At 62.9% G+C, this 26982-nt stretch carries 21 protein-coding genes and 1 tRNA gene; 14 read left to right on the plus strand and 8 right to left on the minus strand.

Annotation, left to right across the window (positions count from 1 at the left end; all coding sequences use genetic code 11):
* Positions 1–147: 147 nt before the first annotated feature.
* Both AC56LH_RS04540 and AC56LH_RS04545 read right to left on the minus strand, forming a co-directional pair.
* The gene (locus AC56LH_RS04540) at positions 148–342 is read right to left on the minus strand and encodes a YbdD/YjiX family protein (protein ID WP_183550582.1); all 195 of its coding nucleotides are present in this window, start codon (positions 340–342) and stop codon (positions 148–150) included.
* On the minus strand, positions 342–2408 hold the full coding sequence (locus AC56LH_RS04545; protein ID WP_499644396.1) for a carbon starvation CstA family protein: 2067 nt from the start codon (positions 2406–2408) through the stop codon (positions 342–344). The genes AC56LH_RS04540 and AC56LH_RS04545 overlap by 1 nt, the downstream gene beginning before the upstream one ends.
* A gap of 202 nt (positions 2409–2610) precedes the next feature.
* On the opposite strand from AC56LH_RS04545, the gene AC56LH_RS04550 reads away from it, so the two are divergent.
* The 8 genes from AC56LH_RS04550 to AC56LH_RS04585 all read left to right on the plus strand — a co-directional run bounded on the left by AC56LH_RS04550 (position 2611) and on the right by AC56LH_RS04585 (position 13200).
* Positions 2611–3969: a cache domain-containing protein gene (locus tag AC56LH_RS04550; RefSeq protein ID WP_499644398.1), complete on the plus strand. Its 1359-nt coding sequence runs from the start codon at positions 2611–2613 to the stop codon at positions 3967–3969.
* Between the two features lie 4 nt (positions 3970–3973).
* On the plus strand, positions 3974–4606 hold the full coding sequence (locus AC56LH_RS04555) for a response regulator (protein ID WP_499644400.1): 633 nt from the start codon (positions 3974–3976) through the stop codon (positions 4604–4606).
* A gap of 91 nt (positions 4607–4697) precedes the next feature.
* Positions 4698–5864 (plus strand): HDOD domain-containing protein, encoded by a 1167-nt coding sequence (locus AC56LH_RS04560; RefSeq protein ID WP_499644402.1) that lies wholly within the window; start codon positions 4698–4700, stop codon positions 5862–5864.
* The gene (locus tag AC56LH_RS04565) at positions 5857–7938 is read left to right on the plus strand and encodes a putative bifunctional diguanylate cyclase/phosphodiesterase (RefSeq protein WP_499644404.1); all 2082 of its coding nucleotides are present in this window, start codon (positions 5857–5859) and stop codon (positions 7936–7938) included. The genes AC56LH_RS04560 and AC56LH_RS04565 overlap by 8 nt, the downstream gene beginning before the upstream one ends.
* 87 nt (positions 7939–8025) lie before the next feature.
* A tRNA-Ser gene (locus tag AC56LH_RS04570) sits at positions 8026–8115 on the plus strand.
* Between the two features lie 1082 nt (positions 8116–9197).
* Positions 9198–9980 carry a bacteriorhodopsin-like gene (locus tag AC56LH_RS04575; protein WP_499644406.1) on the plus strand — a complete coding sequence of 261 codons (783 nt, stop codon included), beginning with the start codon at positions 9198–9200 and terminating at the stop codon, positions 9978–9980.
* 313 nt (positions 9981–10293) lie between these two features.
* Positions 10294–11208, plus strand: a complete 915-nt coding sequence (locus tag AC56LH_RS04580) for a Brp/Blh family beta-carotene 15,15'-dioxygenase (protein ID WP_499644408.1) — start codon at positions 10294–10296, stop codon at positions 11206–11208.
* Between the two features lie 342 nt (positions 11209–11550).
* Positions 11551–13200 carry a methyl-accepting chemotaxis protein gene (locus AC56LH_RS04585; protein WP_499644410.1) on the plus strand — a complete coding sequence of 550 codons (1650 nt, stop codon included), beginning with the start codon at positions 11551–11553 and terminating at the stop codon, positions 13198–13200.
* Between the two features lie 30 nt (positions 13201–13230).
* Here AC56LH_RS04585 and AC56LH_RS04590 read toward each other — a convergent pair whose 3' ends face one another.
* Positions 13231–14679 carry a carboxylesterase/lipase family protein gene (locus AC56LH_RS04590; protein WP_499644412.1) on the minus strand — a complete coding sequence of 483 codons (1449 nt, stop codon included), beginning with the start codon at positions 14677–14679 and terminating at the stop codon, positions 13231–13233.
* 306 nt (positions 14680–14985) lie between these two features.
* Here AC56LH_RS04590 and AC56LH_RS04595 point away from each other — a divergent pair, with 306 nt between their 5' ends.
* The 4 genes from AC56LH_RS04595 to AC56LH_RS04610 all read left to right on the plus strand — a co-directional run bounded on the left by AC56LH_RS04595 (position 14986) and on the right by AC56LH_RS04610 (position 19062).
* Entirely contained in the window at positions 14986–16644 is a 1659-nt protein-coding gene (locus AC56LH_RS04595; RefSeq protein WP_499644414.1) for a diguanylate cyclase domain-containing protein, read from the plus strand.
* A gap of 55 nt (positions 16645–16699) precedes the next feature.
* Positions 16700–17431, plus strand: coding sequence for a helix-turn-helix domain-containing protein (locus AC56LH_RS04600; RefSeq protein WP_499644416.1), 732 nt, complete (start codon positions 16700–16702; stop codon positions 17429–17431).
* Positions 17432–17556: 125 nt separating this feature from the next.
* Positions 17557–18528 (plus strand): porin, encoded by a 972-nt coding sequence (locus AC56LH_RS04605; RefSeq protein ID WP_499644418.1) that lies wholly within the window; start codon positions 17557–17559, stop codon positions 18526–18528.
* A 99-nt stretch (positions 18529–18627) separates the two neighbouring features.
* Positions 18628–19062 (plus strand): hypothetical protein, encoded by a 435-nt coding sequence (locus tag AC56LH_RS04610; protein WP_499644420.1) that lies wholly within the window; start codon positions 18628–18630, stop codon positions 19060–19062.
* Here AC56LH_RS04610 and AC56LH_RS04615 read toward each other — a convergent pair.
* The 3 genes from AC56LH_RS04615 to AC56LH_RS04625 form a co-directional block, all read right to left on the minus strand.
* A complete protein-coding gene (locus AC56LH_RS04615; RefSeq protein WP_499644422.1) occupies positions 19024–20046 on the minus strand; it encodes an SDR family oxidoreductase in 1023 nt (340 codons plus the stop codon). The genes AC56LH_RS04610 and AC56LH_RS04615 overlap by 39 nt on opposite strands.
* A 249-nt stretch (positions 20047–20295) precedes the next feature.
* A complete protein-coding gene (locus AC56LH_RS04620) occupies positions 20296–21297 on the minus strand; it encodes a sulfate ABC transporter substrate-binding protein (RefSeq protein WP_499644424.1) in 1002 nt (333 codons plus the stop codon).
* A 109-nt stretch (positions 21298–21406) separates the two neighbouring features.
* Positions 21407–21619, minus strand: coding sequence for a hypothetical protein (locus AC56LH_RS04625; protein WP_482898161.1), 213 nt, complete (start codon positions 21617–21619; stop codon positions 21407–21409).
* A 140-nt stretch (positions 21620–21759) separates the two neighbouring features.
* Here AC56LH_RS04625 and AC56LH_RS04630 point away from each other — a divergent pair, with 140 nt between their 5' ends.
* Positions 21760–22509, plus strand: a complete 750-nt coding sequence (locus AC56LH_RS04630) for a phosphatase PAP2 family protein (RefSeq protein ID WP_499644426.1) — start codon at positions 21760–21762, stop codon at positions 22507–22509.
* Positions 22510–22520: 11 nt separating this feature from the next.
* Complete coding sequence (locus tag AC56LH_RS04635; RefSeq protein WP_499644428.1) at positions 22521–23357, plus strand: metallophosphoesterase family protein; 837 nt, start codon at positions 22521–22523, stop codon at positions 23355–23357.
* Between the two features lie 15 nt (positions 23358–23372).
* On the opposite strand, the gene cls is transcribed toward AC56LH_RS04635, so the two are convergent.
* Both cls and AC56LH_RS04645 read right to left on the minus strand, forming a co-directional pair.
* Positions 23373–24761, minus strand: coding sequence for a cardiolipin synthase (cls, locus tag AC56LH_RS04640; protein ID WP_499644430.1), 1389 nt, complete (start codon positions 24759–24761; stop codon positions 23373–23375).
* Positions 24758–26968 (minus strand): site-specific recombinase, encoded by a 2211-nt coding sequence (locus AC56LH_RS04645; RefSeq protein WP_499644432.1) that lies wholly within the window; start codon positions 26966–26968, stop codon positions 24758–24760. The genes cls and AC56LH_RS04645 overlap by 4 nt, the downstream gene beginning before the upstream one ends.
* Positions 26969–26982 lie beyond the last annotated feature (14 nt).

Here is a 26982-nt window from a genome sequence, read left to right on the forward strand (position 1 = left end):
TTTGTTGAGTTCGTGTCCGAATGTCAGACCTGACCCCGCTTTGTTTCTTGAGTTCGTGTCCGAATGTCAGACCTGACCCCCGCTTTGCTATTTGTAAATTGAAAGGGGACGCCTCGGCGTCCCCTACGGTGCTACCCAATCACAGGCTCAACAGCACGAAGCCCGACTTCCCCCATACCGCGCCTCCTGGCGCTCACGGAAGAACTCCTCGTACGTCATTGCCGGCTCATCCGGATGCGTACGCTCCATGTGCGCCAGGTACGTGTCGTACTCGGGCAGGCCGACCATCAGGCGCAGCGACTGCCCGAGGTAACTGCCGGCCTGCTTGAGGGTGCCGAACATCAGGCGACCTGCGACGCGGGCATGGCGACGTACGGTGACTCTTTCGCGGTCGGGCTGTTTGCCTTGCGCGCATCCATCACCGTGCGCAGACCGTAGAACAGCACCGCCAGCACGACGAAGATGAAGAAGCCGGCCAGGCTGGCGTTCACGTAGTCGTTGAAGATGATCCGCTCCATGTCGAGGATCGACTTGGCCGGCGCCAGGATCGTGCCGGCGTCGTGCGCGGCCTGGTACTTGTTGGCGTGCGCCACGAAGCCGATGCGTGGGTCGACGTGGAAGATCTTCTGGTAGCCGGCGGTCAGCGTGCAAGCCAGCAGCCACACGGTCGGCAGCGCCGTGACCCATGCGTATTTGCCGCGCTTCATCTTGAACAGTACACAGGTGCCCAGCATCAGCGCAATACCGGCCAGCATCTGGTTGGCGATACCGAACAGTGGCCACAAGGTGTTGATGCCACCCAGCGGATCGACCACGCCCTGGTACAGGAAGTAACCCCAGGCTGCGACGCACAGGCCGGTGGCCAGCAGATTGGCCGGCAGCGAATCGGTGCGCTTGAGCGATGGCGCGAACGCGCCCAGCAGGTCCTGCAGCATGAAGCGGCCGGCGCGGGTGCCCGCATCCACCGCGGTCAGGATGAACAGCGCCTCGAACAGGATCGCGAAGTGGTACCAGAACGCCATCATGGTCTGGCCACCGACCACGTTCGACAGGATGTGGGCCATGCCCACCGCCAGCGTCGGCGCGCCACCGGCGCGGGAGATGATCGTGTGCTCGCCGACGTCGCGGGCCATCTGTTCCAGTGCTTCCGGTGTGATCACGAAGCCCATCTGCGAGACGGCAGCGGCGGCAGATTGCGCCGTGGTGCCCAGCAGGGCAGCCGGGCTGTTCATGGCGAAGTAGACGCCCGGGTCGATGGTCGATGCAGCGATCAGCGCCATGATGGCAACAAAGCTTTCCATCAGCATGCCGCCATAGCCGATGAAGCGCGCTTGCGTTTCATTTTCCAGCATTTTCGGTGTAGTGCCCGAGGCGATCAGCGCGTGGAAGCCCGACACGGCGCCGCATGCGATGGTGATGAACAGGAACGGGAAGATGCCGCCCGACCAGACCGGGCCCGAACCATCGACGAACTTCGTCACGGCCGGCATGCGCAGGTCCGGTGCAACGACCAGGATACCGATCGCCAGCGCCAGGATGGTGCCGATCTTGAGGAAGGTCGACAGGTAGTCGCGCGGCGCCAGCAGCAGCCACACGGGAATCACGGCGGCGACGAAGCCGTAGCCGATCAGCATCCAGGTCAGTTCGGTGCCGGTGAAGGTGAACATCGGGCCCCAGACTGGCGAATCGTGCACCCACTGGCCGCCGATGATGGCGAGCATCAGCAACACGAAGCCGATCATCGAAATCTCGCCGATGCGCCCGACCCGCACATAACGCGAGTAGACGCCCATGAACAGCGCGATCGGGATCGTGGCCATCACGGTGAAGGTGCCCCATGGCGAACCGGTGAGCGCTTTCACGACGATCAGCGCCAGCACGGCCAGGATGATCACCATGATCATGAAGGTGCCGAGCAGCGCGATCATGCCGGGGATCTCGCCCATTTCGGATTTGATCAGGTCACCGAGCGAGCGGCCGTCGCGGCGCGTGGACATGAACAGCACGATGAAATCCTGCACCGCGCCGGCAAACACGACGCCGGCCAGAATCCACATCATGCCGGGCAGGTAGCCCATCTGCGCGGCAAGCACGGGGCCCACCAGCGGGCCGGCGCCAGCAATCGCGGCGAAGTGGTGACCGAACAAAACGTTCTTGTTGGTCGGCACGTAATCAAGGCCATCGTTGAACTTGTGGGCCGGTGTCTGGCGGGTGGCGTCGAGCCCCAGCACCTTGTTGGCGATGAACTTCGAGTAGAAGCGGTAGGCGATGAGATAGACGCAGCCGGCGGCCGCGACGATCCAGATGGCATTGATGGTTTCACCGCGTTTGAGCGCGATGTAGCCGAGCGAGAACGCGCCCAGGATGGACAAGGCGATCCATCCGAGCATGCTCGTCATTTTCTTCATGGGTGACTCCTCCGATATGGATTGATGCTTCGTACGCCAGTACATGCCGGCGCGATTCTTTACAGCATGGCAATGAGTATCTTGCACAATTATCAGGACTGCAAGCGCAACTATTACGCAGAAGCTACGTACCACTACGTAGGACGCATGCCCGTAACGCACGTAAAATGCCTTGCTTTCCCCATCAGAAGGCAGTCGGCCCATGCGGCTCAAGCAAAAAGTCATCATGCTGGCAGTGGCGCCCCTGGTCGTGGCGCTGTGCGCAATCACGCTCTACGTACGCCAGCAGGCTGTCACTCTGGCGCAACAACAACGCGACACGATCGGCAGCGCCTACCTGGCCAGCAAGGAAGCCGAGCTGCGCCACTACGTCGAACTGGCTACGCGCTCGATCGCGCATCTGACGCAAAGTGGGCGCAGCGACCCGGCCACGCAGGCCGAAGCGATCCGCATCCTGTCGTCGCTGAGCTACGGCGGCGATGGTTACTTTTTCGTGTATGACACGCGCGGCAAGAACCTCGCGCATCCGCGCCAGCCCGAACTGGTCGGCACCGACATGTGGAACTGGCGCGACTCGACCGGCTCGCTGACCATCCAGCGCCTGATCGGGCTGGCCCAGGGCGGTGGCGGCTTCCTGCGCTATACCTGGGCCAAGCCGTCGAGCAAGACGGCCGCGCCCAAGCTGGGCTACGTGGTCCCGGTCGCACACTGGGGCTGGGTCATGGGCACCGGCATCTACCTCGACGATGTCGAGGCGGCGCTCGAACTGGTCGAGGCCCAGCAGTCGCGCAACAGCGACCAGACGCTGCTGTGGATGGCGGTCCTGGCCACGCTGGCGACAATCGGCGTGGCCGGTGGTGGGCTGGCGCTGAATATCAGTGAAGGGCGCCTGGCCGACGCCAAGCTGCGCGCGCTGGCCCAGCGCGTGGTGGAGTCGCAGGAAGAAGAACGGGCGCGCCTGTCGCGCGACCTGCACGACGGGATCAGCCAGGCGCTGGTCTCGGTCAAGCTGCAGCTCGAGGCAGGCATCATCCGCCTCGACGGCGACGCCAACAGGCGCGAGCAGGCGCGCGCCGGCCTGGAGCGCACCGTCGACCAGGTCAACACGGTGCTGGGCGAAGTGCGCCGCATCTCGCACGACCTGCGCCCGACGCTGCTCGACGACCTGGGTCTTGCGCCGGCGCTGGAATACCTGGCCCGCGAATTCGGCGAAGACGCCGGCACGCCGGTGCGCTTTCGCGCGACCGGCGCGCTCGATGCGCTGCCCGAGATGGTCGGCACGGTGCTGTTTCGCATTGCGCAAGAGGCGCTGACCAATGTCGAGCGCCATGCCCAGGCCAGTACCATCGAGCTCTCGCTCGAGCGCGTGGCCAACCGCGTCAGCCTGTCGATTGCCGACGATGGCGTGGGCTTCGACACCGATGACGTGGCCGTGCACCCGAAGCGGGGCATCGGCTTGAGGAATATGATGGAACGGATGGAAGCGATCGGCGGGAGACTGTCGGTCAACTCGTCGTCCAGCGGCACCAGCGTGGTGGCCAGCATCGACTTGAAGGAGTAGGGCAGTGAACGAAGAGATCAAAGAAGTAAAGATTTTGCTGGTGGACGACCACCCGCTGGTGCGCGACGGCCTACGCGCGCGGCTCGAATCGGCGCCGCACCTGCACGTGGTGGCTGAAGCCGGCTCGAGCGCCGAAGCGCTGGAGCGCGCCGGCGAATACCACCCCGACCTGGTGCTGATGGACGTGAACATGCGCGGCGGCAGCGGCATCGAAGCCACCTTCCAGCTGACCGCCCGTTTTCCCGGCATCGCGGTTCTGATGTTGTCAATGCACGACAAACCGGAATACGTGAGCCAGGCCATCGGCGCCGGTGCGCGCGGTTACGTGCTCAAGGATGCGCCGGGCAAGGACATCGTGCTGGCCATCGACACCGTCATGGGCGGCGGCATCTATTACAGCGCCGCGCTGGCGCGCCAGCTGGCCAATCCGGCTGCCACGAGCGACCAGCTCACTGCGCGCGAGCACGAAGTACTGGGGCATATCGCTGCCGGCCAGTCGAACAAGCAGATCGCGCGCGACCTCGACCTGTCGGTGCGCACGGTCGAAACGCACCGCCTGAACATCAAGCGCAAGCTGGGCATCGAAGGCCAGGCTGAGCTGATCCGGTTCGCCGTGCAGCGCGCCGGCGGTAACTGATGGTTAATACGGCCTGTCCGGTAGGAAACTTCGATTTGCTTTATGGCATTCGGTGCAATAAGATTGCCTGGATACTACTTTGAAACTTTCCATGGCAGAGCAGGAAACATGTCCGCTGGTCGCAATCGAGCCAGTCGCCAACGCACAGAATGAATGGGTCGCACTCAGCGTGCGCCTTGCGCCGGGCACCGACTTGCCCCAGCGCCTGCAGACCGTGTTCGGCACGCCCGACCTGCTGGCCGCTGCCGCGCCGCTCGACTGCCTGTTGAACCTGGACGACCCCACCACCTTGACCCCACCGGTGCTGGCGCTGTTGCCCGCTAACCGCGTTGGCCTGGTGATCGACGCGAACGCGCTGGCGCTCGATGGCGTGGCGCGCAAGCTCCTCGAGCTGCACGCCTGTGGTTACCGCATCTGGCTCGACGGCGACGTTCCCGATGGCGTCACGGCGCCATCCGCGCTGCGCTCGGTCGCGCGCAACTGCCGCGTCGCCCCGATGCCACCGGGCCGCCTGGTGGCGCTGTTTGCCCCACACATCGCGTATGGCGTCGACAACGCGCGCCGCTTCTTCGGCTGCGAGATCGCAGGCTTTGACTGGTTCATCGGCGACTACGCGTACGATCCGGACATCGCGCCATCGCCCGATGACGACGGCAGTTCGCGCCGCCGCATCCTCACGCTTCTGGGTTTGCTTGCGCGCGATGCCGACTCGTGTGAGCTCGAAGAGCAGGTCAAGCAGGATCCGGCGCTGGCCTACCACCTGCTTAAGCTGGTCAATTCGGCCGCCTTCACGATATCGACCCAAGTGACCAGCTTCGGCCAGGCGATCACGGTGCTGGGCCGGCGCCAGTTGCAGCGCTGGTTGCAACTGCTGCTGTACGCGCGCCAGCAACCGGACGGCTTGCCGAATCTGCTGCTGCCGCTGGCCGCGCGCCGCGGCGCCCAGCTCGAAGCGCTCGCGCGCCTGCAGGGCGATGACCGCGATGCGCAGGACCTGGCTTTCATGACCGGCGTGTTCTCGTTGCTCGACCGGCTGCTGCACATGCCGATGACCGAGATCGCGGCCGAGCTGTACCTGCCCGACGACGTGGCGGGCGCGCTGATCGACCGCAGCGGCCAGCTCGGCGTGTGGCTGGCGCTGGTCGACGCCAATCCGACCGGGGCGGCGCTGCACGAGGCCGGCGTGAGTCTCGACGACTGGTGGCACAGTCAGCTGCACGCATACCACTGGGCAATCGAGGTGGGCCGCAATGTCTGACGTGCGCGAACTGGCCCCGACCGCCTTCGTCCAGGGCACGAGCGCCGTCTGCGACGCCGTCCTGCGTCTGCGCGGCGACGCGCTGGTGCAGGAGCTGAGCCGCCTGGCGCGCACGCTCACAGGCAGCGCGCACGGGCGCTTCGTGCCCGGCCCGGGCCTCGTCGATCCCGGCCTGCCCGGCCAGCCCGGCGGGCGTGTGCTGCGCCACGCGGTGGCCGTCGGCCTTGAACAATTCGGCTGGTATGAAGTGAGCGGTTTTGCCGACCACGCCGAGGCCAGCGCACACACGCTGGCCGCGCTGACCGCACTGGCGCAACTGACCGCGAGCCTGATGCAGATGCATTCGCTGGCGCAGCGCTCGACCCATGCCTACGCGCAGATGGAAGCGCAGCTGGCGCACCAGTCGCAGATCCTCGACCAGATCCACGAGTCGGTGCTGACGATGGACCAGATGGGCTACATCACCAGCTGGAACCGTGGCGCCGAACGCCTGTTCGGCTACACGGCGCTCGAAGCGGTCGGCCGCAACATCCTGTTCCTGTACGCCGACGAAGACCTGGGCGACGAGGAGGGCGGCGCGCCGCCCGACCTGTTCGCCGAGCACGGCGGACGCATGATGGAGGTGAAACGCCGCAAGAAGTCGGGCGACATCTTCTGGGCCAGCCTGTCGCTCTCGCCCCTGCGCGACCTGGCCGGCCGCCCGAGTGGCCTGATCGCCTACCTGACCGACATCACCGAACGCAAACACGCCGAAGAGCAGCTGCACCATCTGGCCTACTACGACGAACTGACCGGCCTGCCGAACCGCACGCTGTTTGCGCGCCTGGTCGACCAGGCCCTGATGGTCGCGCAGCGCAACGAGACGGCCGGCTGCATCCTGTTCATCGACCTGAACCGCTTCAAGCGCATCAACGACACGCTGGGCCGGCGCATCGGCGACGAACTGCTCAAGCAGGTCGGCCAGCGCTTCAAGGCCACGCTGCGCGACGAAGACCTGGTGGCCCGCCTGTCGGGCGACGAATACGCAGTCGGCCTGGCCGACGTGCGCCAGCACTTCGAAGCCACCACGGTGGCGCAAAAGCTGCAGGCCGCGCTCGACGCACCGTTCCTGATCGGCGGCCACGACCTGCGCGTGGGCGCCAGTATCGGCATCAGCGTCTATCCGCAGGACGGCAACGACGCCGAAACGCTGCTGGCGCTGGCTGACATCGCGATGGAACGGGCCAAGGGCGACGATGCCAACCCGGACCGCAGCGTCGCGTTCTACAGCCAGGACATGAACAAGGGCATGCAGGAACGCATGCGCATCGAATCCGGCCTGCGCCATGCACTGGGCAATGGCGAACTGGTGCTGTACTACCAGCCGAAGTTCGAAATCGCGAGTGGCCGCCTGGTCGGCGCGGAAGCGCTGGTGCGCTGGATGCATCCCGAGCGCGGCATCGTGCCCCCGGGCGAATTCATCCCGCTGGCCGAAACCACCGGCCTGATTGTGCAGGTGGGCGAGTGGGTGCTGGAAGAAGCCTGTGCGCAGGCGTCGATCTGGCAACGCTCGGGCATCGCCCCGTTCCGCGTCGCGGTCAACGTGTCGGCGCGCGAATTTACGCCATCGCTGCCGGAGCGCGTGGCCACCACGCTGCGCCGCTACCAGCTCGATCCGTCGTGGCTGGAGCTGGAGATCACGGAGAGCACGCTGATGCACGATGTGGATCGCGTGACGGCCATCATGGACCAGATCACGGCACTGGGCGTGTCGCTGTCGCTCGACGATTTCGGCACCGGGTTCTCGAGCCTGTCGTATCTGAAGCGGTTCCCGATTCATACGCTCAAGATCGACCGCTCGTTCACGATGGGGATACCGGCAGATGGCAGCGACTGTGCAATTGCCGGGACCATCATCAGCATGGCGCGGCAGTTGTGCCTGCGCGTGATTGCCGAGGGTGTCGAGACGCTGGACCAGTTGGCGTTCTTGCGCGGCGCCGGGTGTGATGAGGTGCAGGGGTATTTGTATGCAGCGCCGTTGCCGGCGTATGCATTCGAGAAGGCATTGCGGGAGAACTGGGCGTTGGTGGGGTAGGTGAGGGGATCGCGTGCGAGCGCGGCCGTGTTGCCCCGGTCAGAACTCCCTCATCCGGCCAATGATTATGTATAATGCCGTGCAACAGGAAGCGTGGCCGAGTGGTTGAAGGCAGCAGTCTTGAAAACTGCCGACGGTGTGAGCCGTTCGTGAGTTCGAATCTCACCGCTTCCGCCAGAATCCAGAAACAAGCCGTTGATTTTTCGACGGCTTTTTCGTTTCTACAGTCCGCAAGAATCGGCCGCGGGCTTCATACCTTATCCCCCTCACTGACTAGGTTACGCAAGCCATTTCCGTAACTCTTGCCTGGTTGCGTCGGTTTGACGACTTCTTCGACCTTCGAAACACGTTCTCAGCCTTGATATCGGCATCTGCGCGATTCGACCTGGCGCCTTGACGTCGGGGTATGTCAGCGAGCTCTCCGCCGCGCTTGCCTTGACGCGTTGGTCAGCTTTTCTGTAATGAGATGTTTCAGGCCGACATGATATTACCGGTTCAATATTGGTTCAAAAAAATTGGCTGTTCATCGATCTTGATCTTTTCATGCAAAATGATTTTAAAGGTTAAATAATGATTATGTTGAAGCCGATTGTTGACGATTGCGTTTGGAAGCGACTTAAAATTGACCTACCGTGCATATTCAAAGCAAAGCATTGCGATGAATCGCGTGTTTGCTTGGCGATTGTAAATGCCAGCAATAGATAAAAAGATAAATTTTTCCGCTAATTAACCCGCAGCGCATTAATTTTTATAAAACTAGTTCTTATCGGAAATTCGCTCTGTAAAAGTTCGACAGGACCATGATCGAAACTGGGTTACCATTGTGTTCGTTAATAAAATGAACAGATAACCAATTTAGATCATGTCGCAGACGCTTCCCCGAGCGCTTCTGATGTCAACATGGTGCAAGTCGTGTCATTTTTAGCCACGCTCCGAAACCAGTAATATCGGCGAGATCTGAGCGCGACAGGGTTCTGCTTCAAAAACACGTTCTCGAACAGGCTTCAGGCGTCGCACTGGACTGAAGACACTCTATCGGGGTACTCAGTGCTTGAAATTGACGCTGGCACAAGTTCGCCCTTTGGCCGATATTGCAATGCTGCAGTAATTAAATGTATTCCTGCCACCGAATCTGAGGATATTACCCAAGACACCGAACGCTCGTTTGTGAAGAGAAGGAGGCAGAGGATCCGTGAAGGATTCATTTTGAGAAGTAACAACAATAATTACCTTGTGAACTCAAAAGGATAGGAGAATCTATGGACATCATTTCACTAAACCAGTACGAACTGGTTTTCAATGCGTTTTCATTCGCCATCGCCGTCATGGGCGCTGCTACCGTGTTCTTTTTTCTGGGTCGTTCCCAGGTGGCACCAGTCTACAAGACTGCTATTACCATTACCGGAATCGTCACGCTGATAGCGGCCTATCACTATGTGCGTATTTTCGCCTCCTGGGAGGCGTCGTATACGGTGATGGCAGGGCAGGTAACAGCGACGGGTATCAAATTCAACGATGCTTACCGTTATGTCGACTGGCTATTAACGGTACCGCTACTGTTGATCGAACTGATCCTGGTAATGCGTTTGTCACCGGCCGAAACAGTGGCGAAAGGGACCAAGCTCGGTATCTTGGCAGCACTGATGGTGGTTCTCGGGTATCCCGGTGAAATTTCCAGCGTTCCAGGCACGCGCTGGCTCTGGTGGGCGCTGGCAATGATCCCCTTCCTGATCATTGTGTACGACTTGTTCGTCGGCTTGAAACGATCCATCGACTCACAACCGGAATCAGCGCGCGGCTTGATCAGTACGGCACGCTGGCTGACCGTCGTGTCGTGGTGCTTCTACCCGGTGGTTTTCGTGTTCCCGATGATCGGCTTCACCGGCGGCGCTGCGACCACGGCGGTCCAGGTGGGCTACACGGTCGCTGACATCGTCGCAAAAGCGGTCTTCGGCGTACTTATCTACATGATTGCGGTACGCAAATCTGCCGCGGACGGGTATGTTTCCGGAACGCTTGCCGAGCGAAACATGGCTGTCTAGGCGAACGGCCGGGACATGAACACAATATCCACCGGGGCCACTGGTCCCAGTGGAACTTTTCTGATCCCTGGGGATAAACATGCACCTGCATGCTGTCTTACGCGACTTGCGTGGTCGGACGGGGCATCGCTGTCCGCAGCCGGCCGAGTCGTCATCCTCACCACTGCCAGGCTCGCGGCCGAACCTATCGCTGTCAGCCACAATATTGACGAATCATCGACGTGAAGCAATTTGATCCAATGCCGCTCGGAACGTCGCAGCGCAAGAGCGTGTTTAACCGGGCAGTTATCGCTCGCACGGGTGCGTGTGCGCCATGACGGCGCTGCGTGCGCAGGGACTGTTGTTTTGCGCCATTGGTGCCAGCGTTGCGGCCGTCGTCATCGCCGGCGTCGCGCTTTCACCTGACGACGCCGCCGTGCTGTTTGTGCTCGCTGCATTGATCTTGCTGCTCGGCGTACCGCATGGCGCGCTCGACCCGGTGTTCGCCGAGGAGCTGTATGGCGTGCACGGGATGCTTGGATGGTGCGCATTCGTGCTGGCCTACCTGGGAACGGCGCTGTTGGTGGTGCTGTTGTGGCATGTCGTTCCGCAATTTTTCCTGTCAAGCTTCCTGCTGCTGTCAGCGTTGCATTTTTCGGGTGACCCGGCACGCGGTACCTCTGTTACGGCTCGCCTGTTGTTTGGCGGCGCCGTGATCGTGTTGCCGGCGTTGCGCCATGAAGAGGAGATGGGGCGCCTGTTCGCCTTCCTGGTGATGCCGCAGGCGGGTGCCGCGCAGGCTTCTGTGTTGCACGATCTGAGCTGGCCGTGGCTGCTGGCAACGGCACTGATGGCCGCCTGGCAGGCGCGCAGCAACTGGCTCACCTGTCTCGAAATGGCGGTTGCGGCGGCACTGGCGTTGTTTGCGCCGCCTCTACTCGGCTTTGCCGTGTTTTTTTGCGCCATGCACAGTGCTCGCCACATCGTGCGCACTTGGCACTATGTCGGCGCCAGTATGGGCCAGGTAGCGCGGCTCGGTCGAGCTGCGCTGCTCCCCACCGTCGGTACGCTCGTGCTTGGCGCCGCAGTGGCGTATTGCTGGCGGGCGCAGCCGTTCGAAGCGGGCCTGATCCAATGGCTATTTGTGGGATTGGCCGCGCTGACGGTGCCACATATGGCGCTGGTGGAGCCGGTGCGCTGGCGTGGCTGGGTCAAACGGCACGCGCGGACGCCGCTCGAAGCCGGGTGATGTCAGACGCGGGCTGTGCAGCACGGTAACCGGACCTTTTTTGCAACGTGAGCTGGCGTGGCGCGATGTTGATGTGATCAGCTTCAGTATCGCCCGAGATCGCAAGGTGAGCGCCGCCTCCTGCCTGGAATTGGCTCCCGTGGCACCTGGGTCCGATCCTGTGCGTTCGCTAATCCAACAGCATGCAAATCGATCCTGACTGTCCGCAATGCCGGCCTTGATCGAACAACAACTGTAAATATTGTCAGACGGAAAGCCATGTTTCTTGTTCGAAATCTGGCTGAAGTGCGTGGATAATCGAACCCCTCAGCGACATCGATCGCGCCCCACTTCCCATCCATCATGAAAAACTTCAGCATCAAGCACCTGATCGCCGCCGTCATCGGCGTGCTCATTCTTGCCGTGATCACTGTCGGCGCCCTTGGTTACCACGCCACGCAGCGCTCCGTTGACCTCCTCGAAAACCTTGCGCTCACCACGGCCAACCAGCAGATCGGCATGTCCGACCTGAAAATGCGCATGGAAACCAACCGCAGTCACATCCTGCAGGCGCTGCAGCACAATCCTGAAAACAAGCATGCGTCGCTGCACAACCATCCGCTGACATTCCACAGCGATTTCATCGCCAAGAACAGCGAAGAAATGCGCAAGGAGCAGCAGGAGCTGCAGGCGAGCCTGCGCTTTGCCGAAACGCGCGAGCGTTTCAGCGCGTGGATGACGGCCAGCGACAACCTGGGCATCGACATGATCGGCAATGCCATGCGCGCGATTCAATCGGGTCAGTGGGATGACGCCAACCTGATGCTTGGCAAGCAGATCAACCCGACGTACAACAAGTCGACCGAGGCGTTCGCTGCACTGCAGAAGCTGATGAGCGATCGCAATATCCGTCAAGGCAAAGAGCTGCACCAGGAACTCGCCATGCTCAACGCGGTCGTGATCGGCGCCATCGTTGTCGCCATCCTGCTCAGCGTTGGTGCTGCGTTCTATCTGGTCGGTGCGATCAATACGCCACTGATGCAAGCCGTGGCGGTTGCACGCCGTGTCGCCGATGGCGACCTGAGTCTCCAGGCGCCGGTCCAGTCGACCAACGAATTCGGTCAGTTGCTGGCGGCCCTGCGTGACATGACCGCATCGCTGGCCGGTATCGTCAAGGATGTGCGCAGCGAAAGTGAAGTGATCGCCACGGCATCGACGCAGATCGCCGCTGGCAATATGGACCTGTCGTCGCGTACCGAACAGCAGGCCAGTGCGATCGAAGAGACCGCCGCGTCTGTCGAAGAGCTGACCAGCACCGTGCGCCAGAACGCGGAAAATGCGCGCCAGGCCAATGAGCTGGCGGCATCGGCCACGCAGATCGCCACCCGTGGTGGTACGGTCGTGACCGAAGTCGTGGGCACGATGGGCGAGATCAATGCGTCGGCCCGCAAGATCGTCGACATCATCGGCGTCATCGATGGCATCGCGTTCCAGACCAATATCCTGGCGCTCAATGCGGCAGTGGAAGCGGCGCGTGCCGGTGAGCAGGGCCGTGGCTTTGCCGTCGTCGCGAGCGAAGTGCGCAATCTGGCGCAGCGCTCGGCCAGTGCGGCCAAGGAAATCAAGGAACTGATCGGCGACTCGGTCAGCAAGGTGGATGCGGGCACGCGCCTGGTTGACCAGGCTGGTGCAACGATGGAAGAAATCCTGCAGAGCGTGCGCCGGGTGGCGGGCATCATGGGTGAAATCAGCGTGGCCAGTGCCGAGCAGAGCTCGGGCATCGAGCAGATCCACCAGGCGATCAGCCAGATGGACCAGGTCACGCAGCAGAACGCCGCCCTCGTCGAGGAAGCCGCCAGCGCTGCCACGTCGCTGCAGGAAAGCGCTGCCGGTCTGGCCGATCGCGTCAGCGTGTTCAAGATCGCGCCGGCCGTCGTGTCAGCGCCGGCCAAGCCGGTCACGGCGCGCCACGCCAGCGCCAGCGCCATTCCTTACCAGGCGCAACTGGCCTGATGTAACGCCCGCCGTTGAAGAAGCGGCGGTTCAGCGACGCTCGCCAGACTTGGCGGGCGTCATTTGCGCCTTGTCGATGTCGGCGCCCCAGGCATCCTTGCCCATCACCGGGGTGCCGTCTGCGGTGAAGTCCATGATTTCATCGGCCGCACGCGCGTACGGTTCCCACACCGGCAACCCGGTCCCGTTCGGATCCCCGCGCTTCGCAAAATTCACCATATACGTACTCATCGCCTTGCCCACGCCAAGATCGCGGGGCGTGGTTTGCGCGCCGTACTTGATTGCCACCGTGTCGAAGAAGAACGGGATATCCGTTGCATGCCCGGCCCCGGCGTCGGGCTTGTCGCTCGCCTGGTGCACATAGGAAAAGCGGTACGCATACACGGGCGTGCCATGCCCGGCCAGCGTTCCGGCCAGACTGCGCGCGCCGGCAACCATGTACCCGGTCTTGCCGCCGATGTCCGCGCTGGTGGCGCCGATCATCACCGGCACCTTGTGCATGCGGCCCTTGGCAAACGCAGCGCGTGAATCGATGGCCAGCTTGCCGTCGACATACGGCCCGTGGTACGTCGGCTTGTCACGCTGCATGAAGTTGGCCAGGTTCAAGCCGTCGGCGATTGCGTCTGCCGGCAGCGCCCGCAGTTTCTCGAGTGCTTTCGGATCGTTCGCCGCGATGCCCTTGCCAGTCGCGAAATTCACGCCGATCCGTTCGACGTCCGCCAGCGGTGTCGGCGCTGCTGCGCCATCGCCGCCCGACATCACGACTGCCTTGGCGAACAAGCCCTTGCTCATTGGCGACGTCAGCAGCGTATTGACCGACATGCCGCCCGCCGATTCACCGGCAATGGTGACGTTCGCCGGATCGCCGCCAAATGCCGCCACATTGCGCTTGACCCATTCGAGCGCTGCGATCTGGTCCATGAAACCGTAGTTACCGACGATGCCGCTGGCGCCTGTTTCACGTGTTAGCTGCGGGTGCGCGAAGAAGCCGAAGCGCCCGATACGGTAATTGAAGCTGACCACGAGCGCGCCCTGTTTCGCCAGTTCGGCGCCGGAATAGGTCGGGGGCGATGCGCCGCCGTTAACGAAGCCGCCGCCATAGATCCAAACGATCACGGGAAGTAGACCCTTGGCATCGGCCGGCTTCCAGACGTTCAGGTACAGACAGTCTTCGCCGGGCGTGGTTCCCAAAGGCGCGGCGTCGCTGGGGAAGGGTACTTGCATGCAATCTGCGGCGTAGGCGTTGGCTTGCCGCACGCCTGGCCACGGCTTGGCAGGTGCTGGCGGGCGCCAGCGCAGCTTGCCCACCGGCGGGGCGGCGAACGGGATGCCTTTCCAGCTGGTGACGCCTGCATCGGTCGATCCTGCCACGTTGCCGGTGTCGATGGCGATCACGGGTGCCGTTGGCGACGCGGTTGCGCCAGAAGCAGCCACGGCGAGCGACATGGCAAAGAGGGACGGAAGGGAACGATGCAACATGAATGGGCCTCTTGATCGGATGGTTGAACGGTTGTCGGGCCATAGTACGCGACCAGCCGGCGCAACGGCAGTACCCGAGCGCAGCCAGGAGCCGGGTGCAATGGCAGCGTAAAGATGGTCAGGCCTGCCAATCTCCGTTACAGTGTTGCAATTCATCCAAAATAGCATCCTGGAAATTCATTTCCATGGCGCATCTACGGTAATCCGAATTCACTCCCGGTTTCGGCGCTATCATGATGAGCTATTACACGTTTGCCACGACCGCACATGCAAGGTTTGCTCTGTAGATTCCGACTGTCCACCCTGATGACCCTGGCCGTGTGTGCCACGGTGACACTGACGGTCGCTCTGCTGCTGGCGGTGGTCAACCATTTTGCGGTGCGTCAGGCCAATGCTGAAGCGCAGTTGCGGCTGCAACAGTTGTCATGGCAAATGCGCGATTCGCTGAACCGTGTGGTCGAGCAGGCCACGGGTGACGCGCGTCTCCTTGCCGCCTTGCCGCAAGTGCGCAATGCGCGCAGTCCGGCATCGGCGCGCGTCGCGCTGGAAAGCCTGCAGCAAACCTTCCCCGATTACGCCTGGATCGGCCTGGCCGATATCAACGGCAAAGTGACGTCCTCGACCAAGGGCCTGCTCGAAGGCGCGGACGTCAGCGCCCGGCCGTGGTTCAAGTCCGGCCAGTTGGGCGTGCGCGCCACCGATTACCATCCTGCGGTGATGCTCGAGAAGCTCATGCCGCACGGTACCGATCCGTGGCGCTTTGTCGATGTCTCCACCCCCGTGTTCAGTCAGGATGGTGAGATGTTCGCCGTGCTCGGCCTGCACCTGAGCTGGGACTGGGCACGCCGCCAGGCGCGCAAGCTCCTGACCCCGGCGCTGCGCGAATACGGCGCCGAAATCCTGGTCGTGCGCAACGATGGGACGGTGATGCTTGGGCCGGAAGAACTGATCGAGAAAAAGATTTCAACGGAAAGCCTGCGCCGCGCCAGGTTGGGCGACACGGGTGCGCTGCGCGAAGCGTGGCCGGATGGGCGAACCTATCTCACCGGCTATAGCCAGACCGGGCAGATCGGCAACGCGGCATCGCTGAACTGGGCAGTGCTGGTGCGCCAGGACGAAGACAAGGCCTTGCAGAGCGCCAAGCTGCTGCAGCACCGGATGCTGATGTGGAGCGGCTTGCTGGGTGTGGTGCTGGCCGTGGTCGCCGCGTTGCTGGCGCAGCGCCTGGCGCGGCCGATGACGCGGCTGGGCGAAGCGATCGAGCGGGTGACGGAGGCCACTGCGGGTGGCCATGAGTTGCCGGCGATCCCGCATATCCAGGGATTCTACGAAGCCAATATGCTGTCGCGCACGATGCGCAACCTGGTCGAGAGCGAAGCGGACTACCGGCGCGCGCTGCAGCAGATGAACGAGCACCTGGAGTCGAAGGTGGCGCAGCGCACGGCCGAACTGCAGGCGCTGCTGTTGCGCGACGTGCTCACGGGCTTGCCGAACCGGCGCGCGCTGCTCGAGACCTTGCCCGAGGCGATGGGCCGCGCCAGCCGGGGCGGGCGCCCGGCGGCGCTGCTGTTCATCGACATGGACGGCTTCAAGGCGGTCAATGACAACCATGGCCACGAAGAAGGTGACGAGCTGCTGCGCCAGTTCGGCGCGCGCCTGGCCGGCGCGATCCGCAAGACCGATATGGTGGCCCGCCTGGCCGGTGACGAATTCGTCGTCGTGCTTGAAATGCTGACGTCGCGCACCGATGCCGAGGAAACCGCCTGGAAACTCCTCGACCGGCTGCGCGAGCCGTATCTGCTCAGCACCACCGAAGTCACCGTGGGCGCCAGCATTGGCGTAGCGGTCTTCGCGCCGGGCGACAAGCCCGACCTCGATGCGTGGCTGGCACGCGCCGACCATGCGATGTATGCCGCCAAGCGCGGCGGCAAGAATGCGGTGGCTCTGGCTGCCGTACCCGTGTGAGGCACATACTGGCCCTCACGCCCCAAGTATTTCTTTGCGATTGCCAGTATTCCTCATGACCCAAATCAGCCAGATCATCGCCACCATCAAGCGTCAGTTGAAGCTGCAGGGGCTGACTTACCGTGACGTTGCTGTCGCACTCGGATTGTCCGAGCCGAGCGTCAAGCGCCTGTTCGCCAGCGAGCAATTTACTCTCGACCGGGTCGTTGAAATCTGCAGCCTGCTCGGCTTCACCCTGGCCGAGATCACGCAGGAAGCGCAGAACGGCCAACGCCGCCTGCGCACGCTCTGCGCCGCGCAGGAAGCTGAGCTGGTGTCGGACCCGAAACTGTTGCTGGTCGCCGTCTGCGCGCTGAATCACTGGCGCATGCTCGATATCCTCGGCGCCTATGCGTTGAGCGAAGCGCAATGCATCCAGCACTTGCTTCATCTCGACCGTCTGCAGTTGATCTCGCTGTTGCCGGGCAACCGTATCCGCGTGAACGTGGCGCGCGACTTCGACTGGTTGCCCGATGGGCCGATCCGGGCATATTTCCGCGAGCAGGGCTTGCCGGAATTCGTGGTCGGCGGCTTCGGCGGGGTGGGCGAGTCGCTCGATTTTGCCCATGGCATGCTGACTGAAAGCGCGCGCGCCAGGCTGCAGCAGGAACTGCGCCAGTTACGCAGCCGCTTTGCGCAATTGCACGAGGAAAGCCTGGCAGCGCCGCTCGCGCAGCGGCGTGGCACAGGTTTGTTGATCGCCCTGCGCGAGTGGGAACCGGCGGCCTTTGCGCGCCTGCGCCGGTAGCGTATGATGGATTGCATATACTGAGCCATGACGAGCGTAAGCGGTCAGTTATGTGAAGTAATAGACAGATAAGATTGCCGCATTTGTCGGATAGTAGGTGTCAGGGAGAGTGTGACGCCATGAAAATGTCTTTCATCGCTATGGCCGTGCTGGGATCAAGTGCGGTATGTGCTTCGGCGCAGGATTCGGCGGTCGCTGCAAGCGGCGCCGGCAGCGCCGCGATCCCGGAATCCGTGTGCGCACACGATTGCCTGGCCCAGCTCGCGCTGGGCGCGCGCGCCGATGGCGTGAATGCGCCAGCCGGCAACGTGGTCTTCACCCGCGAAACAGTGCTCCAATCCGACCAGCCCACCGAGCGCACTGGCGCCGGTGCAATCACTGTCGGCCGGCAATTCAACATCGACTACACGACGCTCAATGACGTCGGCGACCCGTTCCATGGTGGTCTGTCCGCCCAGGCGGCGCCGCGTGGTGCGCGCGCCGACGACAGCGTCGCTTACGAAGGCAGGTTTGCCGGGCTATCGACCGGCGCCAAGTGGGGCAAGGGCGACGTCGACGGCTCGCCTTCCGGCCGCGCCTGGGGCATGTCGGTCGGTGTCAATCTCGGGCCGCTGAACATCCGCGCGGCCCACCAGAATCGCAATGTGGCCAAGGTCACGCGCTACGACCAGATCGACATCACCATGGCCGCCAAGAATTCCATCGTCGCGGCCAATATGCGCTTCGACTGGGGCACCGCGTACGCCGCCTACAGTGCCAGCCGCGGCTGGGGCAACTCGCCGCTGTTCAATCCCGATAATCCCTACAGCGCCGGTGTGGCCGCCACCCGCTCCACCAACAGCCGCGACGTGCTGGCCGGCGTGGCCGTGCCGATGTCCCGCTCGACCACGCTGCTGGCCTCGTACATCCGCCGCAACGACCGCGATCTGGCCAATCGCGACGCGCGCCAGATCGCGGTTGGCGCCAGCTATGCGGTCTCGCGCCGCATGGATTTCTACGCAGCCTATTCACGCATTCAGCACCTGGCCGGCGTCCAGCTCGGCGTCAAGCCGGGCAATGGCTCGTCGCTCAATGTCGGGATGCGGCGCGCCTTCTGATGCCTGGCTGCTCGCAGGCGCGTCGTCCGTGCGTTGCGACAGGAATCGGCAAAATTCAGTAATGTGTCTCCATGGTTCATTAACTATTGAGGAGACCTTATGACTGGTACCAGCACACTTGATCCGGATAACTTCCCGGAAGCCCCAGACCGCAGCCTGGGCAAGGGCCATGGCGTTGACGCGCTCGGTCCGAGCGACTTGTCGGACACCGGCAGCGACGTCGTCGGTGGCCCGGGCTTTGCCACCAATATCGATCCCGAACAGACGCTCGACTTCGACGGCGGCACCACGTCCGACCTGGAAGCCGGTCACGCGGGCGAGACAGCCGGACCGGATGTCGGCGACGCTGATTTTTCGGGCGACAGCGATCGCAGCGGCACCGGTGAACGCGCCGCTGCCGGGCGTGATGCCGTCGTCAGGGATGGCGCCGACATCGATACCGACCATATCGAGTCGATCCCCGATCTGCCACTGACCGAGGATGACACCGACTTTTTAGCGAGTCCTCCGCCGGGTCAGGGCGAACGCCGTTAACAGGGCGCCGCCGCCCAGCAGGGCGGTGGTGATGTACTTCGAGCGCAGCGCTGCCGCCGTGTATTCGCTGTGCTCGATGACATCGTGCGGTGAGCCCTGGCGCTCGCGCAATTCACGCGTGTAATCGGGTTTGTGCAGGGCGTCGCGCCGGCTCGGATCGGTATCGATGTCGAGCTTTTGATTCTTGAACATTGTCGCTTGCAGGTATTTGTCGAACACGCGTGGCAACAGGCGCGCACCGGTGGCATTGAACTTCGATGCGCCGCCGACAAACACGTCGCGCTTCGGATGCTGGGCCGCGTACAGGATCGCATCCGCAACAATCTCCGGCGCATACACGGGCGCTGGCAGCTTCGGTTCCTTGTCCATATAGTTCTTCGCATGCACGGCAAACATCGTGTCGATCCCGGTTGGCTTGATCAGCGTGACCGACATCGGTGCGCCTTCTTTCTCCAGCTCCATGCGCAGCGAATCCGTGAAGCCCTTGACGGCGTGCTTGGACGCGGCGTACATGCCTTGCAGCGGGATCGCGTGGTCCGACAGTTCACTGCCCAGGTTGATCAGCGCGCCGCCACCGCGCAGCTTCATGCGCTTGACCGCTTCCAGTGAGCCATTGACCACACCCCAGAAATTGGTCTGGAACAAGCGGTGGTGGTCTTCCGGCGAGACATCTTCCAGGCGACCGAAGATCGAGATGCCAGCATTGTTGATCCAGGTGTCGATGCGGCCGAAACGCTCGATGGCGGCGTCGCCAATATGCGCCACGTCGTCGGCATTGCCGACGTCTGCCGTGACGGTGACCACCTCGGCGCCCAGTGTCCCGAGTTCTTCGGCCAGATGGGCGAGCGCGTCGTCGGCGCGTGCCGCCAGTACCAGCTTCGCGCCTTGCCCGGCCGCCATGCGCGCCGTGGACAGGCCGATGCCGCTGGTTGCGCCCGTAATGACGATGACTTGTTCCTTGATGTGTTTCAGCTTGACTGACATGGGTGATCCTTTTGCTCTGATGTTGGCGGGAAGGGCGTCCCCCGGGGCACGTCGTACCCCGGAGGCAAGCCATAAGTTAGTGAAATGATCACTTCGTATCCGATAGTGATATTTCAAGCGAAATCGTGGCGCGCGGGTGACGCGATCGTTCCGGCCTGTGCGCACAGGACAAAAAAACGCCGTGCCCACAGGATGCGGGAACGGCGTTGCATGCACACTGCGCGGGGGCAGGTGCGGTGTATCTGCAAATTACTTCGTCGCGTAGATCTGGTCGAACACGCCGCCATCGGCAAAGTGGGTTTTCTGCGCCGCGGTCCAGCCGCCAAACTCGCTGATCTGGAACAGCTTGATCTGCGGGAACTGCGACGCGTATTTTTTGGCGAACTTGTCGACCGCAGGACGGTAGTAGTTCTTGGCGATGATCTCCTGGCCCTGGTCGCCGTACAGGAATTCGAGATATGCCTGCGCCACCTTGCGGGTACCACGCTTGTCGACGTTCTTGTCGACCACGGCCACGGGCGGCTCGGCCAGGATGCTGACCGACGGGGCGACGATCTCGAACTTGTCCGGGCCCAGTTCGCGCAGCGCCAGCAGCGCTTCGTTTTCCCACGCCAGCAGCACGTCGCCGATGCCACGCTCGACGAACGTGGTGGTGGCGCCGCGGGCACCCGAGTCGAGCACCGGCACGTTCTTGTACAGGCGCGCCAGGTAGTCGCGTGCCTTGGCATCGGTGCCGCCCGGCTGGCGCAGTGCATAGCCGTAGGCCGCCAGGTGGTTCCAGCGGGCGCCACCCGAGGTCTTCGGATTCGGGGTGATCACCGCCACGCCCGGTTTGACGAGGTCGCCCCAGTCGCGGATCTGTTTCGGATTGCCTTTGCGCACCAGGAACACGATGGTCGACGTGTACGGCGCGCTGCGGTAGTTGAGTTTTTGTTCCCAGCCCGGATTGATCAGGCCCTTGTCGCGGATGGCGTCGATGTCATACGCCAGTGCGAGGGTGACGACGTCGGCCTGCAGGCCGTCGATCACCGAGCGCGCCTGCTTGCCCGAGCCGCCGTGCGACTGCTTGATCGTGACGTTGTCGCCGGTTTTTGCTTTCCAGTGCTTGGCAAATGCCGCGTCGAACTCGTGGTACAGCTCGCGCGTCGGATCATAAGATACGTTGAGCAGGCTGATGTCGGCAGCAAATGCAGGCGCGTGCGCCAGAAGGGTCAGGGCTGCCAGCGAGCTGATGAAGGTTTTGCGAAGCATTGTTATCTTTCTCTAGGTTGGAGATGGTAGCGTACGGTCTCTGCCTGTAGAAACAAAACGAATAAATTCAAGCAACCTTATGCGGTTTCTGCGCTGGCGCTGACGAAGCTCAGTGCGCCTTCGACAGGATGACCAGCCAGCGGCGGAAAAGCAGGATCTCGACATGGCCAGCTTCGACGCCGGTATCGCACTCCATGACCGGATTGACGGCATAGAAACGCTTGCGGAAGTCGCGGGTTACCAGGATTTCACGACGGCCAATGCGGACCATGAAAGGGGTCGGGGCGTGTTCCATACCAAAAGAGCTGTTGAGCGTGGTCATGTTCGTTTCCTCGTATTGAGTGGTTATGCAGTGAAGTAAGAATACCACAACCACTGTATGAATCAACAGTTACTGTTCGGGCATACAGTACTTTTTGCCGTGTGTGGTATTTTCGCCAAGTCAGTCATAATCGCGTCATCATGACCAAAACACTGCCCCGACTCCAGCGCTTTGCCGCCAACCGCTTCTCGCCCGAGGGTGAGTACGGGCTGCACCTGACCATCGGCGTGGCGCTGCTGCTCTCTGCCATGGCGGTATTCGCCCAGCTGGCCGGCGCCGTCGTGGCCGGTGCGCCGATCACGCAGCTCGACGCCGAAATCGCCAACTGGCTGCACCTGCATGCGCGTCAGGGCGGCCTGCTGCGCGATGCGCTGCTGCTTCTCACCAACCTGCACAGTACGCCCGGCATCCTCGTCATGGCCTTCTGCGCGGCGCTGTGGGTGTATCGCAGCGGCCATCGTTACTGGACGATGGCGGTGATCGCCAGCGTGCCGGGCGGCATGCTGCTCAATGTCGCGCTCAAGCACACGTTCGAGCGCGCGCGGCCCCATTTCGACGAGCCGATCGTCACCTTGACCACCTACAGCTTCCCCAGCGGGCATACGATGGCCGCCACCGTGCTGTACGGCGTGCTGGCCTGCTACTTCGCGCGCCACGCCCGCACCTGGCCGTGCAGGGTGCTGCCGTTCGTACTTGCGGCACTGATGATCGGCGCCGTCGCGTTCTCGCGCATGTATCTCGGCGCGCACTACCTCACCGATATCCTCGCCGCGCTGGTGGAAGGCTGCGGCTGGCTTGCGATCTGCATCAGCGGCACCGCCACCCTCAATCGTCGCCGCCGGGCCCGTGAGCGGCGTCAGTCCGGCGTGGCCTCACCCCAAGACATGTAAGGAGTTTTTCGATGCGCACTCTCATTCACCTGTCCGACCTGCACTTCGGCCGCGTCGACCAGGCCCTGCTGGGCCCGTTGCGCGAGCTCGTGCACGCGATCGCGGCCGACGTCGTCGTCATTTCGGGCGATCTGACCCAGCGTGCCAAGGTGGAAGAATTCGAAGAAGCGCGCGCGTTTCTCGATTCGCTGCCGGGGCCGCAGATCGTCGTGCCGGGAAACCACGATATCTCGCTGTACAACGTGCTGCGCCGTTTCGCCCGGCCGCTGTCGCGTTACCGCCGCTACATCACGGACGATCTCGAGCCGGTCTTCATCGACGACGAGATTGCTGTCGTGGGCGTCAACACGGCCCGGTCACTGACGATCAAGGACGGGCGCGTCAGCCATGAGCAGATCGCCGCGCTGCGCGAGCGTCTCAGTGGCCTCGCCCCGGACATCACGCGCATCGTCGTCACGCACCACCCGTTCGATTTGCCCGACCATTTCGAGAAACGCGACTTGGTCGTGCGCGCGCCGCTGGCGATGGAAGTGTTTGCCGAGACCGGCGTGGATATCCTGATGGCAGGGCACATGCACGCCAGCCACGCCGGCAGCACGGCGGCGCGCTACCAGATCGATGCGTATGCGGCCCTGGTGATCCAGGCCGGCACGGCCACGTCGACGCGCGGGCGCGGCGAAGTGAACTCGTTCAACGTGGTAAGAGTAGAGGCACACCGGGTCGAGATCGACCGCTATGGCTGGGATGCCGTCGGCGGCAAGTTTGAAGTGATCACGACCGAAAAGTTCATGCAGGCAGGCAGCGTCTGGTCCCCGCACACCGACGGCATGCTGGCAGCGGGGATCTGACGCGCCGCCCGGCGTTCAGATCCAGTATTCGGTCATGCGCGCCATCGCCTCGCGCAGGCGGTCCGACCATGGCCGCCGCTTCCACGCGTCGAGCTTGATTTCCTTCGAATGGACCACATCGTCCCGGAATGCGGCCTCCATGTCGCGCCCGAAGGCGGGGTCCAGCACGACCACATTGACTTCATAGTTGTGGATGAAGCTGCGGCGGTCGATATTGGCCGAACCGATCGACGACCACATGCCATCGATCACCGTGGTCTTGGCGTGCAACACGGCCACCTGCAACTGGTGGATGCGCACGCCGCCCTCGAGCAGCTCTTCGTAGAACGACTCGCCCGCATGCCGGATAAAGCCGTGATCCGACACGCCCGGCAGCACCAGCTGCACGTCCACGCCCCGTTTGGCTGCGGCGATCAGGCTGTCGACGATCTGGCGGTCCGGCACGAAATAGGCGGCCGTCAGATGGATCGATTTCTTCGATTCGCCAATGGCGATGACCAGCGATTTGTAGATCGTCGAATCATGGTCCGGCGACGTGGCCAGCACGCGCACGACCTTGTCGCCTGCCGGCGCCAGTTTCGGGAAGTAATCAATTTCCGGCAACTCACCCGCGTCCTGATGCACCCAGTTGTCAATGAACGCCCATTGCAGCGCGCCGACCGCCGGCCCTTCGACCTTGATGTGGGTATCGCGCCAGCCGACTTCGTCCTTGCTCACGTCGTCCGGCCGTTTCTTCGAGCGGAACAGCGAGCTGTTGGCATACGTGCTGCTGATGTTGATGCCGCCGGTGAAGGCCACAAGGCCATCGACAATCATGATCTTGCGGTGATCGCGGTTGTTCAGCGCCCATTTGCCGGGTCGCTTGGTCGGGTCCACCGGATTGAAGACCAGCACGTTCACGCCGCCCTGGCGCAGCCGGTCGAAGAATTCCTTCGGCGTGGACAGCGTCCCGACCCCATCGACCATGACATTGACGACCACGCCCTGGCGCCGTTTTTCCATCAGGATCTCGGCAAACTGGCCGCCGATCTCGTCGTGGTCGAAGATATAGGTTTCCAGGTTGATCGATGTGGTTGCGGCGCGCGCCGCTGCCATCATCGCGCGCATCGTCGCCGGGCCATCAAATAGCAGCGTGACGGCATTGCCGGCGATCATGGGCACCCCCGTGGCCTGTTCCTCCAGCACCGCCAGCCCCTTGAGGTCCGCCGACGCGCGTGCCCAGCGCCGCTTGAGCAGCGCCGCCGCCTGTTTCTGCTTGAGTTCGCCGTGCTGGTTCGTGACCGTCGGCGTGGATTGCGAAGGCGTGCCGGTCATGGTGCTCGCATCGGGCAATGTCTTGCATGCGCTCACCGCGCAGGCGAGAGCGGCGATGGCACACCAGGTGGCGAAGCGCTTCTTGATCATTTTGGTCCTCTTGCGGGGTCGGAGTCGGGGGGCGCCAGTTGGCGGTGCTTGGGGCCGAGGAAGAACTCGACCGGTGAATACGCGAAGCGGCGGCCCAGTGCCTGCACCAGCAGGATGCCGCGCTTGAAACGGATCTTGCGTGCGCGCAGGGCAACCCAGAGCGCCAGGCCGAAGCTGACCAAGAGGTTGATCGTGCCGATCAGCAGCACGCCAGCCGTCGCGTTGAGAATCTGCGGCAACGTCATCTGGTAGTCGAGCGCCACCAGCGCGGTCGCGAAGTTGGCGGCCGAGAACGTGATGTGACGGATATCGATCGGCAGGCCCAGCAGGAAGCCGACCGTGCCGGTGGTGCCAAGCAGGATACCGAAGAAGAAGTTACCCATCAGGCCACCGAGGTTGTTTTCGACATACGCGCCCAGGCGCGCCAGCCGCGCCGGACCCAGCAGCGTGCGCAAGCCGCGCAACTGCTGCACGCGCTGGCCCATGCGGGTGTACAGCGCCTTGTTGTCGTAGTAGCCCGAGACCAGACCGGCCACGAACAGCCAGACACCGGCCACTGCCGCATAGAACAGGGCAGGGCTGTTGACAGGGTCGATCTCGTTGAGCAGGTGCAGCGCCTTGATCGGGTCGACCAGATGCTCGCCCCGGTACCAGCGCACGCTTTCGGCAATGGCCCAGGCCACCGGGAACGCGACCAGCACGTTGCCGAGCACCGCCACCATCTGGGTGCGGAACACTTTATTGACGAGTTCTGCGAGCCGGTCGACGTCCAGGCCACGGCCTGTTGCCGAGCGGTGCAGCGAAGCAGCAATACGCTGGGCCGTCATGGCCGGCTGCTTGGTGGCGACGGTGAAGTGCAGCATGTGGATCAGCACGAAGCCGAACGAGTAATTCATGCTGAACAAGAATGCCTGGACCAGCGGCGGCGAATGCAGATAGCCCAGCAGGATCTTGAGCAGCGCCATGAAGCCGACGATGAAGCCGGCGCCGGACGACGACCACAGCATCTTGCGCAGGCCCTTGCGATCTTCGGCGATGTAGTGCTCGCCGGTGCGGCTGGCGTTTTCAGTGACATTGCGCGCCAGCAGGTCGACGTTGTCGCGCACCAGGTTCGTTACCTGGTACTTGGTGTTGTGCGCTTCGATCAGTTCCTCGGCCAGCTCGATCACGGCGCGCTCGCGCGGCCCCAGCTCAGGCGCCGGCTGGTCGGTGATGATGGCGACGCTGCCTTGCGCCGTGGGCGTTGTGGCTGTCGTCGCAGGCACCGTCGCAGCCTGTGGTGGCGTTGCCGTCGCGCTCATGGCGCTCAGCACTCCCTGGGTTGCGGCGGCCGGGTCGATCTGCGTGTCATCGGTCTCGGCGGTTTCTGGCACATCCACCAGGAACAGCAGTTTCTGCAGGCGGTCGATACTTTGCTGGAGCGCGACCAGCAGATAGGTCAGGGCGATGCTGGTACCGCTGCTCAGCGCCAGGCGCCGGATCTTGAGCACGACGTCTTCGCACTGGTCGAGCATCACGAGCAGGTGGCGCGCATCGTCCGGGCGCGCGATATCGCCGTTCAGGTAGCGTGCGTATTCATCGAGGTAACGGTTGACCTCGATATTCTGCATCAGGAACGGCGAATCGAAGTTCTCGATCTGGCTGTAGCTGTGCACGAGGCGCGGTTCCAGGCCCAGCGCGCAGACGCGGCACGACAGCGTGCGGATCGCATCGAGCAAGCCCTTGAGCGTGACCACGCGCGCGCGGCCGGGATTCCCGTCCGCCGGCACCGGCGCGCTTTCGATCACGTGGAACAGGGTCATCCAGTCGGTGTCGGGTACCGCGCGGATCCAGGCGTAATCGTCCTGGCGGTACAGCACCTGGTCGAGCGCATCGGACAGGTACAGGTCTTCCAGCGCAGGCGGCAGGAAGCGGTAGGTGATGCGGCTTTTCAGTTCAGTGACGAAACCGTCGTTCGACAGGATGCCGATGTCGCTGTACAGGCTGGTATGCCGGCGCTTTTCGAGCAGCGTGGTGATGTAGCGGCGCAGCGCCCATGCCTGGTCGGGATTTCCCTTGAGGAGCTGGGTCAGCGTACGCACTGCCTGCGCCGGGTCATCGGCCGTTTGCCATACCCAACGCTGGCGCGGGCGCAGATGGCAGACGAGCTCGACCAGCAGGTCGATCTTGTCGCTGTGGGGATCAATCCGTTCAAGTGTTGCGAGCATGAAAAAAAATCTGT

Source organism: Telluria sp. LT1R51-2, from assembly GCF_059685775.1.

Excerpts from the sequence above, each read along its gene's own strand:
- AC56LH_RS04540 (WP_183550582.1), bottom strand. The coding sequence starts at position 342 with ATGTTCGGCACCCTCAAGCAGGCCGGCAGTTACCTCGGGCAGTCGCTG.
- AC56LH_RS04545 (WP_499644396.1), bottom strand. The coding sequence starts at position 2,408 with ATGAAGAAAATGACGAGCATGCTCGGATGGATCGCCTTGTCCATCCTG.
- AC56LH_RS04550 (WP_499644398.1), top strand. The coding sequence starts at position 2,611 with ATGCGGCTCAAGCAAAAAGTCATCATGCTGGCAGTGGCGCCCCTGGTC.
- AC56LH_RS04560 (WP_499644402.1), top strand. The coding sequence starts at position 4,698 with ATGGCAGAGCAGGAAACATGTCCGCTGGTCGCAATCGAGCCAGTCGCC.
- AC56LH_RS04565 (WP_499644404.1), top strand. The coding sequence starts at position 5,857 with ATGTCTGACGTGCGCGAACTGGCCCCGACCGCCTTCGTCCAGGGCACG.
- AC56LH_RS04575 (WP_499644406.1), top strand. The coding sequence starts at position 9,198 with ATGGACATCATTTCACTAAACCAGTACGAACTGGTTTTCAATGCGTTT.
- AC56LH_RS04580 (WP_499644408.1), top strand. The coding sequence starts at position 10,294 with ATGACGGCGCTGCGTGCGCAGGGACTGTTGTTTTGCGCCATTGGTGCC.
- AC56LH_RS04585 (WP_499644410.1), top strand. The coding sequence starts at position 11,551 with ATGAAAAACTTCAGCATCAAGCACCTGATCGCCGCCGTCATCGGCGTG.
- AC56LH_RS04590 (WP_499644412.1), bottom strand. The coding sequence starts at position 14,679 with ATGTTGCATCGTTCCCTTCCGTCCCTCTTTGCCATGTCGCTCGCCGTG.
- AC56LH_RS04595 (WP_499644414.1), top strand. The coding sequence starts at position 14,986 with ATGACCCTGGCCGTGTGTGCCACGGTGACACTGACGGTCGCTCTGCTG.
- AC56LH_RS04600 (WP_499644416.1), top strand. The coding sequence starts at position 16,700 with ATGACCCAAATCAGCCAGATCATCGCCACCATCAAGCGTCAGTTGAAG.
- AC56LH_RS04605 (WP_499644418.1), top strand. The coding sequence starts at position 17,557 with ATGTCTTTCATCGCTATGGCCGTGCTGGGATCAAGTGCGGTATGTGCT.
- AC56LH_RS04610 (WP_499644420.1), top strand. The coding sequence starts at position 18,628 with ATGACTGGTACCAGCACACTTGATCCGGATAACTTCCCGGAAGCCCCA.
- AC56LH_RS04615 (WP_499644422.1), bottom strand. The coding sequence starts at position 20,046 with ATGTCAGTCAAGCTGAAACACATCAAGGAACAAGTCATCGTCATTACG.
- AC56LH_RS04620 (WP_499644424.1), bottom strand. The coding sequence starts at position 21,297 with ATGCTTCGCAAAACCTTCATCAGCTCGCTGGCAGCCCTGACCCTTCTG.
- AC56LH_RS04625 (WP_482898161.1), bottom strand. The coding sequence starts at position 21,619 with ATGACCACGCTCAACAGCTCTTTTGGTATGGAACACGCCCCGACCCCT.
- AC56LH_RS04630 (WP_499644426.1), top strand. The coding sequence starts at position 21,760 with ATGACCAAAACACTGCCCCGACTCCAGCGCTTTGCCGCCAACCGCTTC.
- AC56LH_RS04635 (WP_499644428.1), top strand. The coding sequence starts at position 22,521 with ATGCGCACTCTCATTCACCTGTCCGACCTGCACTTCGGCCGCGTCGAC.
- cls (WP_499644430.1), bottom strand. The coding sequence starts at position 24,761 with ATGATCAAGAAGCGCTTCGCCACCTGGTGTGCCATCGCCGCTCTCGCC.
- AC56LH_RS04645 (WP_499644432.1), bottom strand. The coding sequence starts at position 26,968 with ATGCTCGCAACACTTGAACGGATTGATCCCCACAGCGACAAGATCGAC.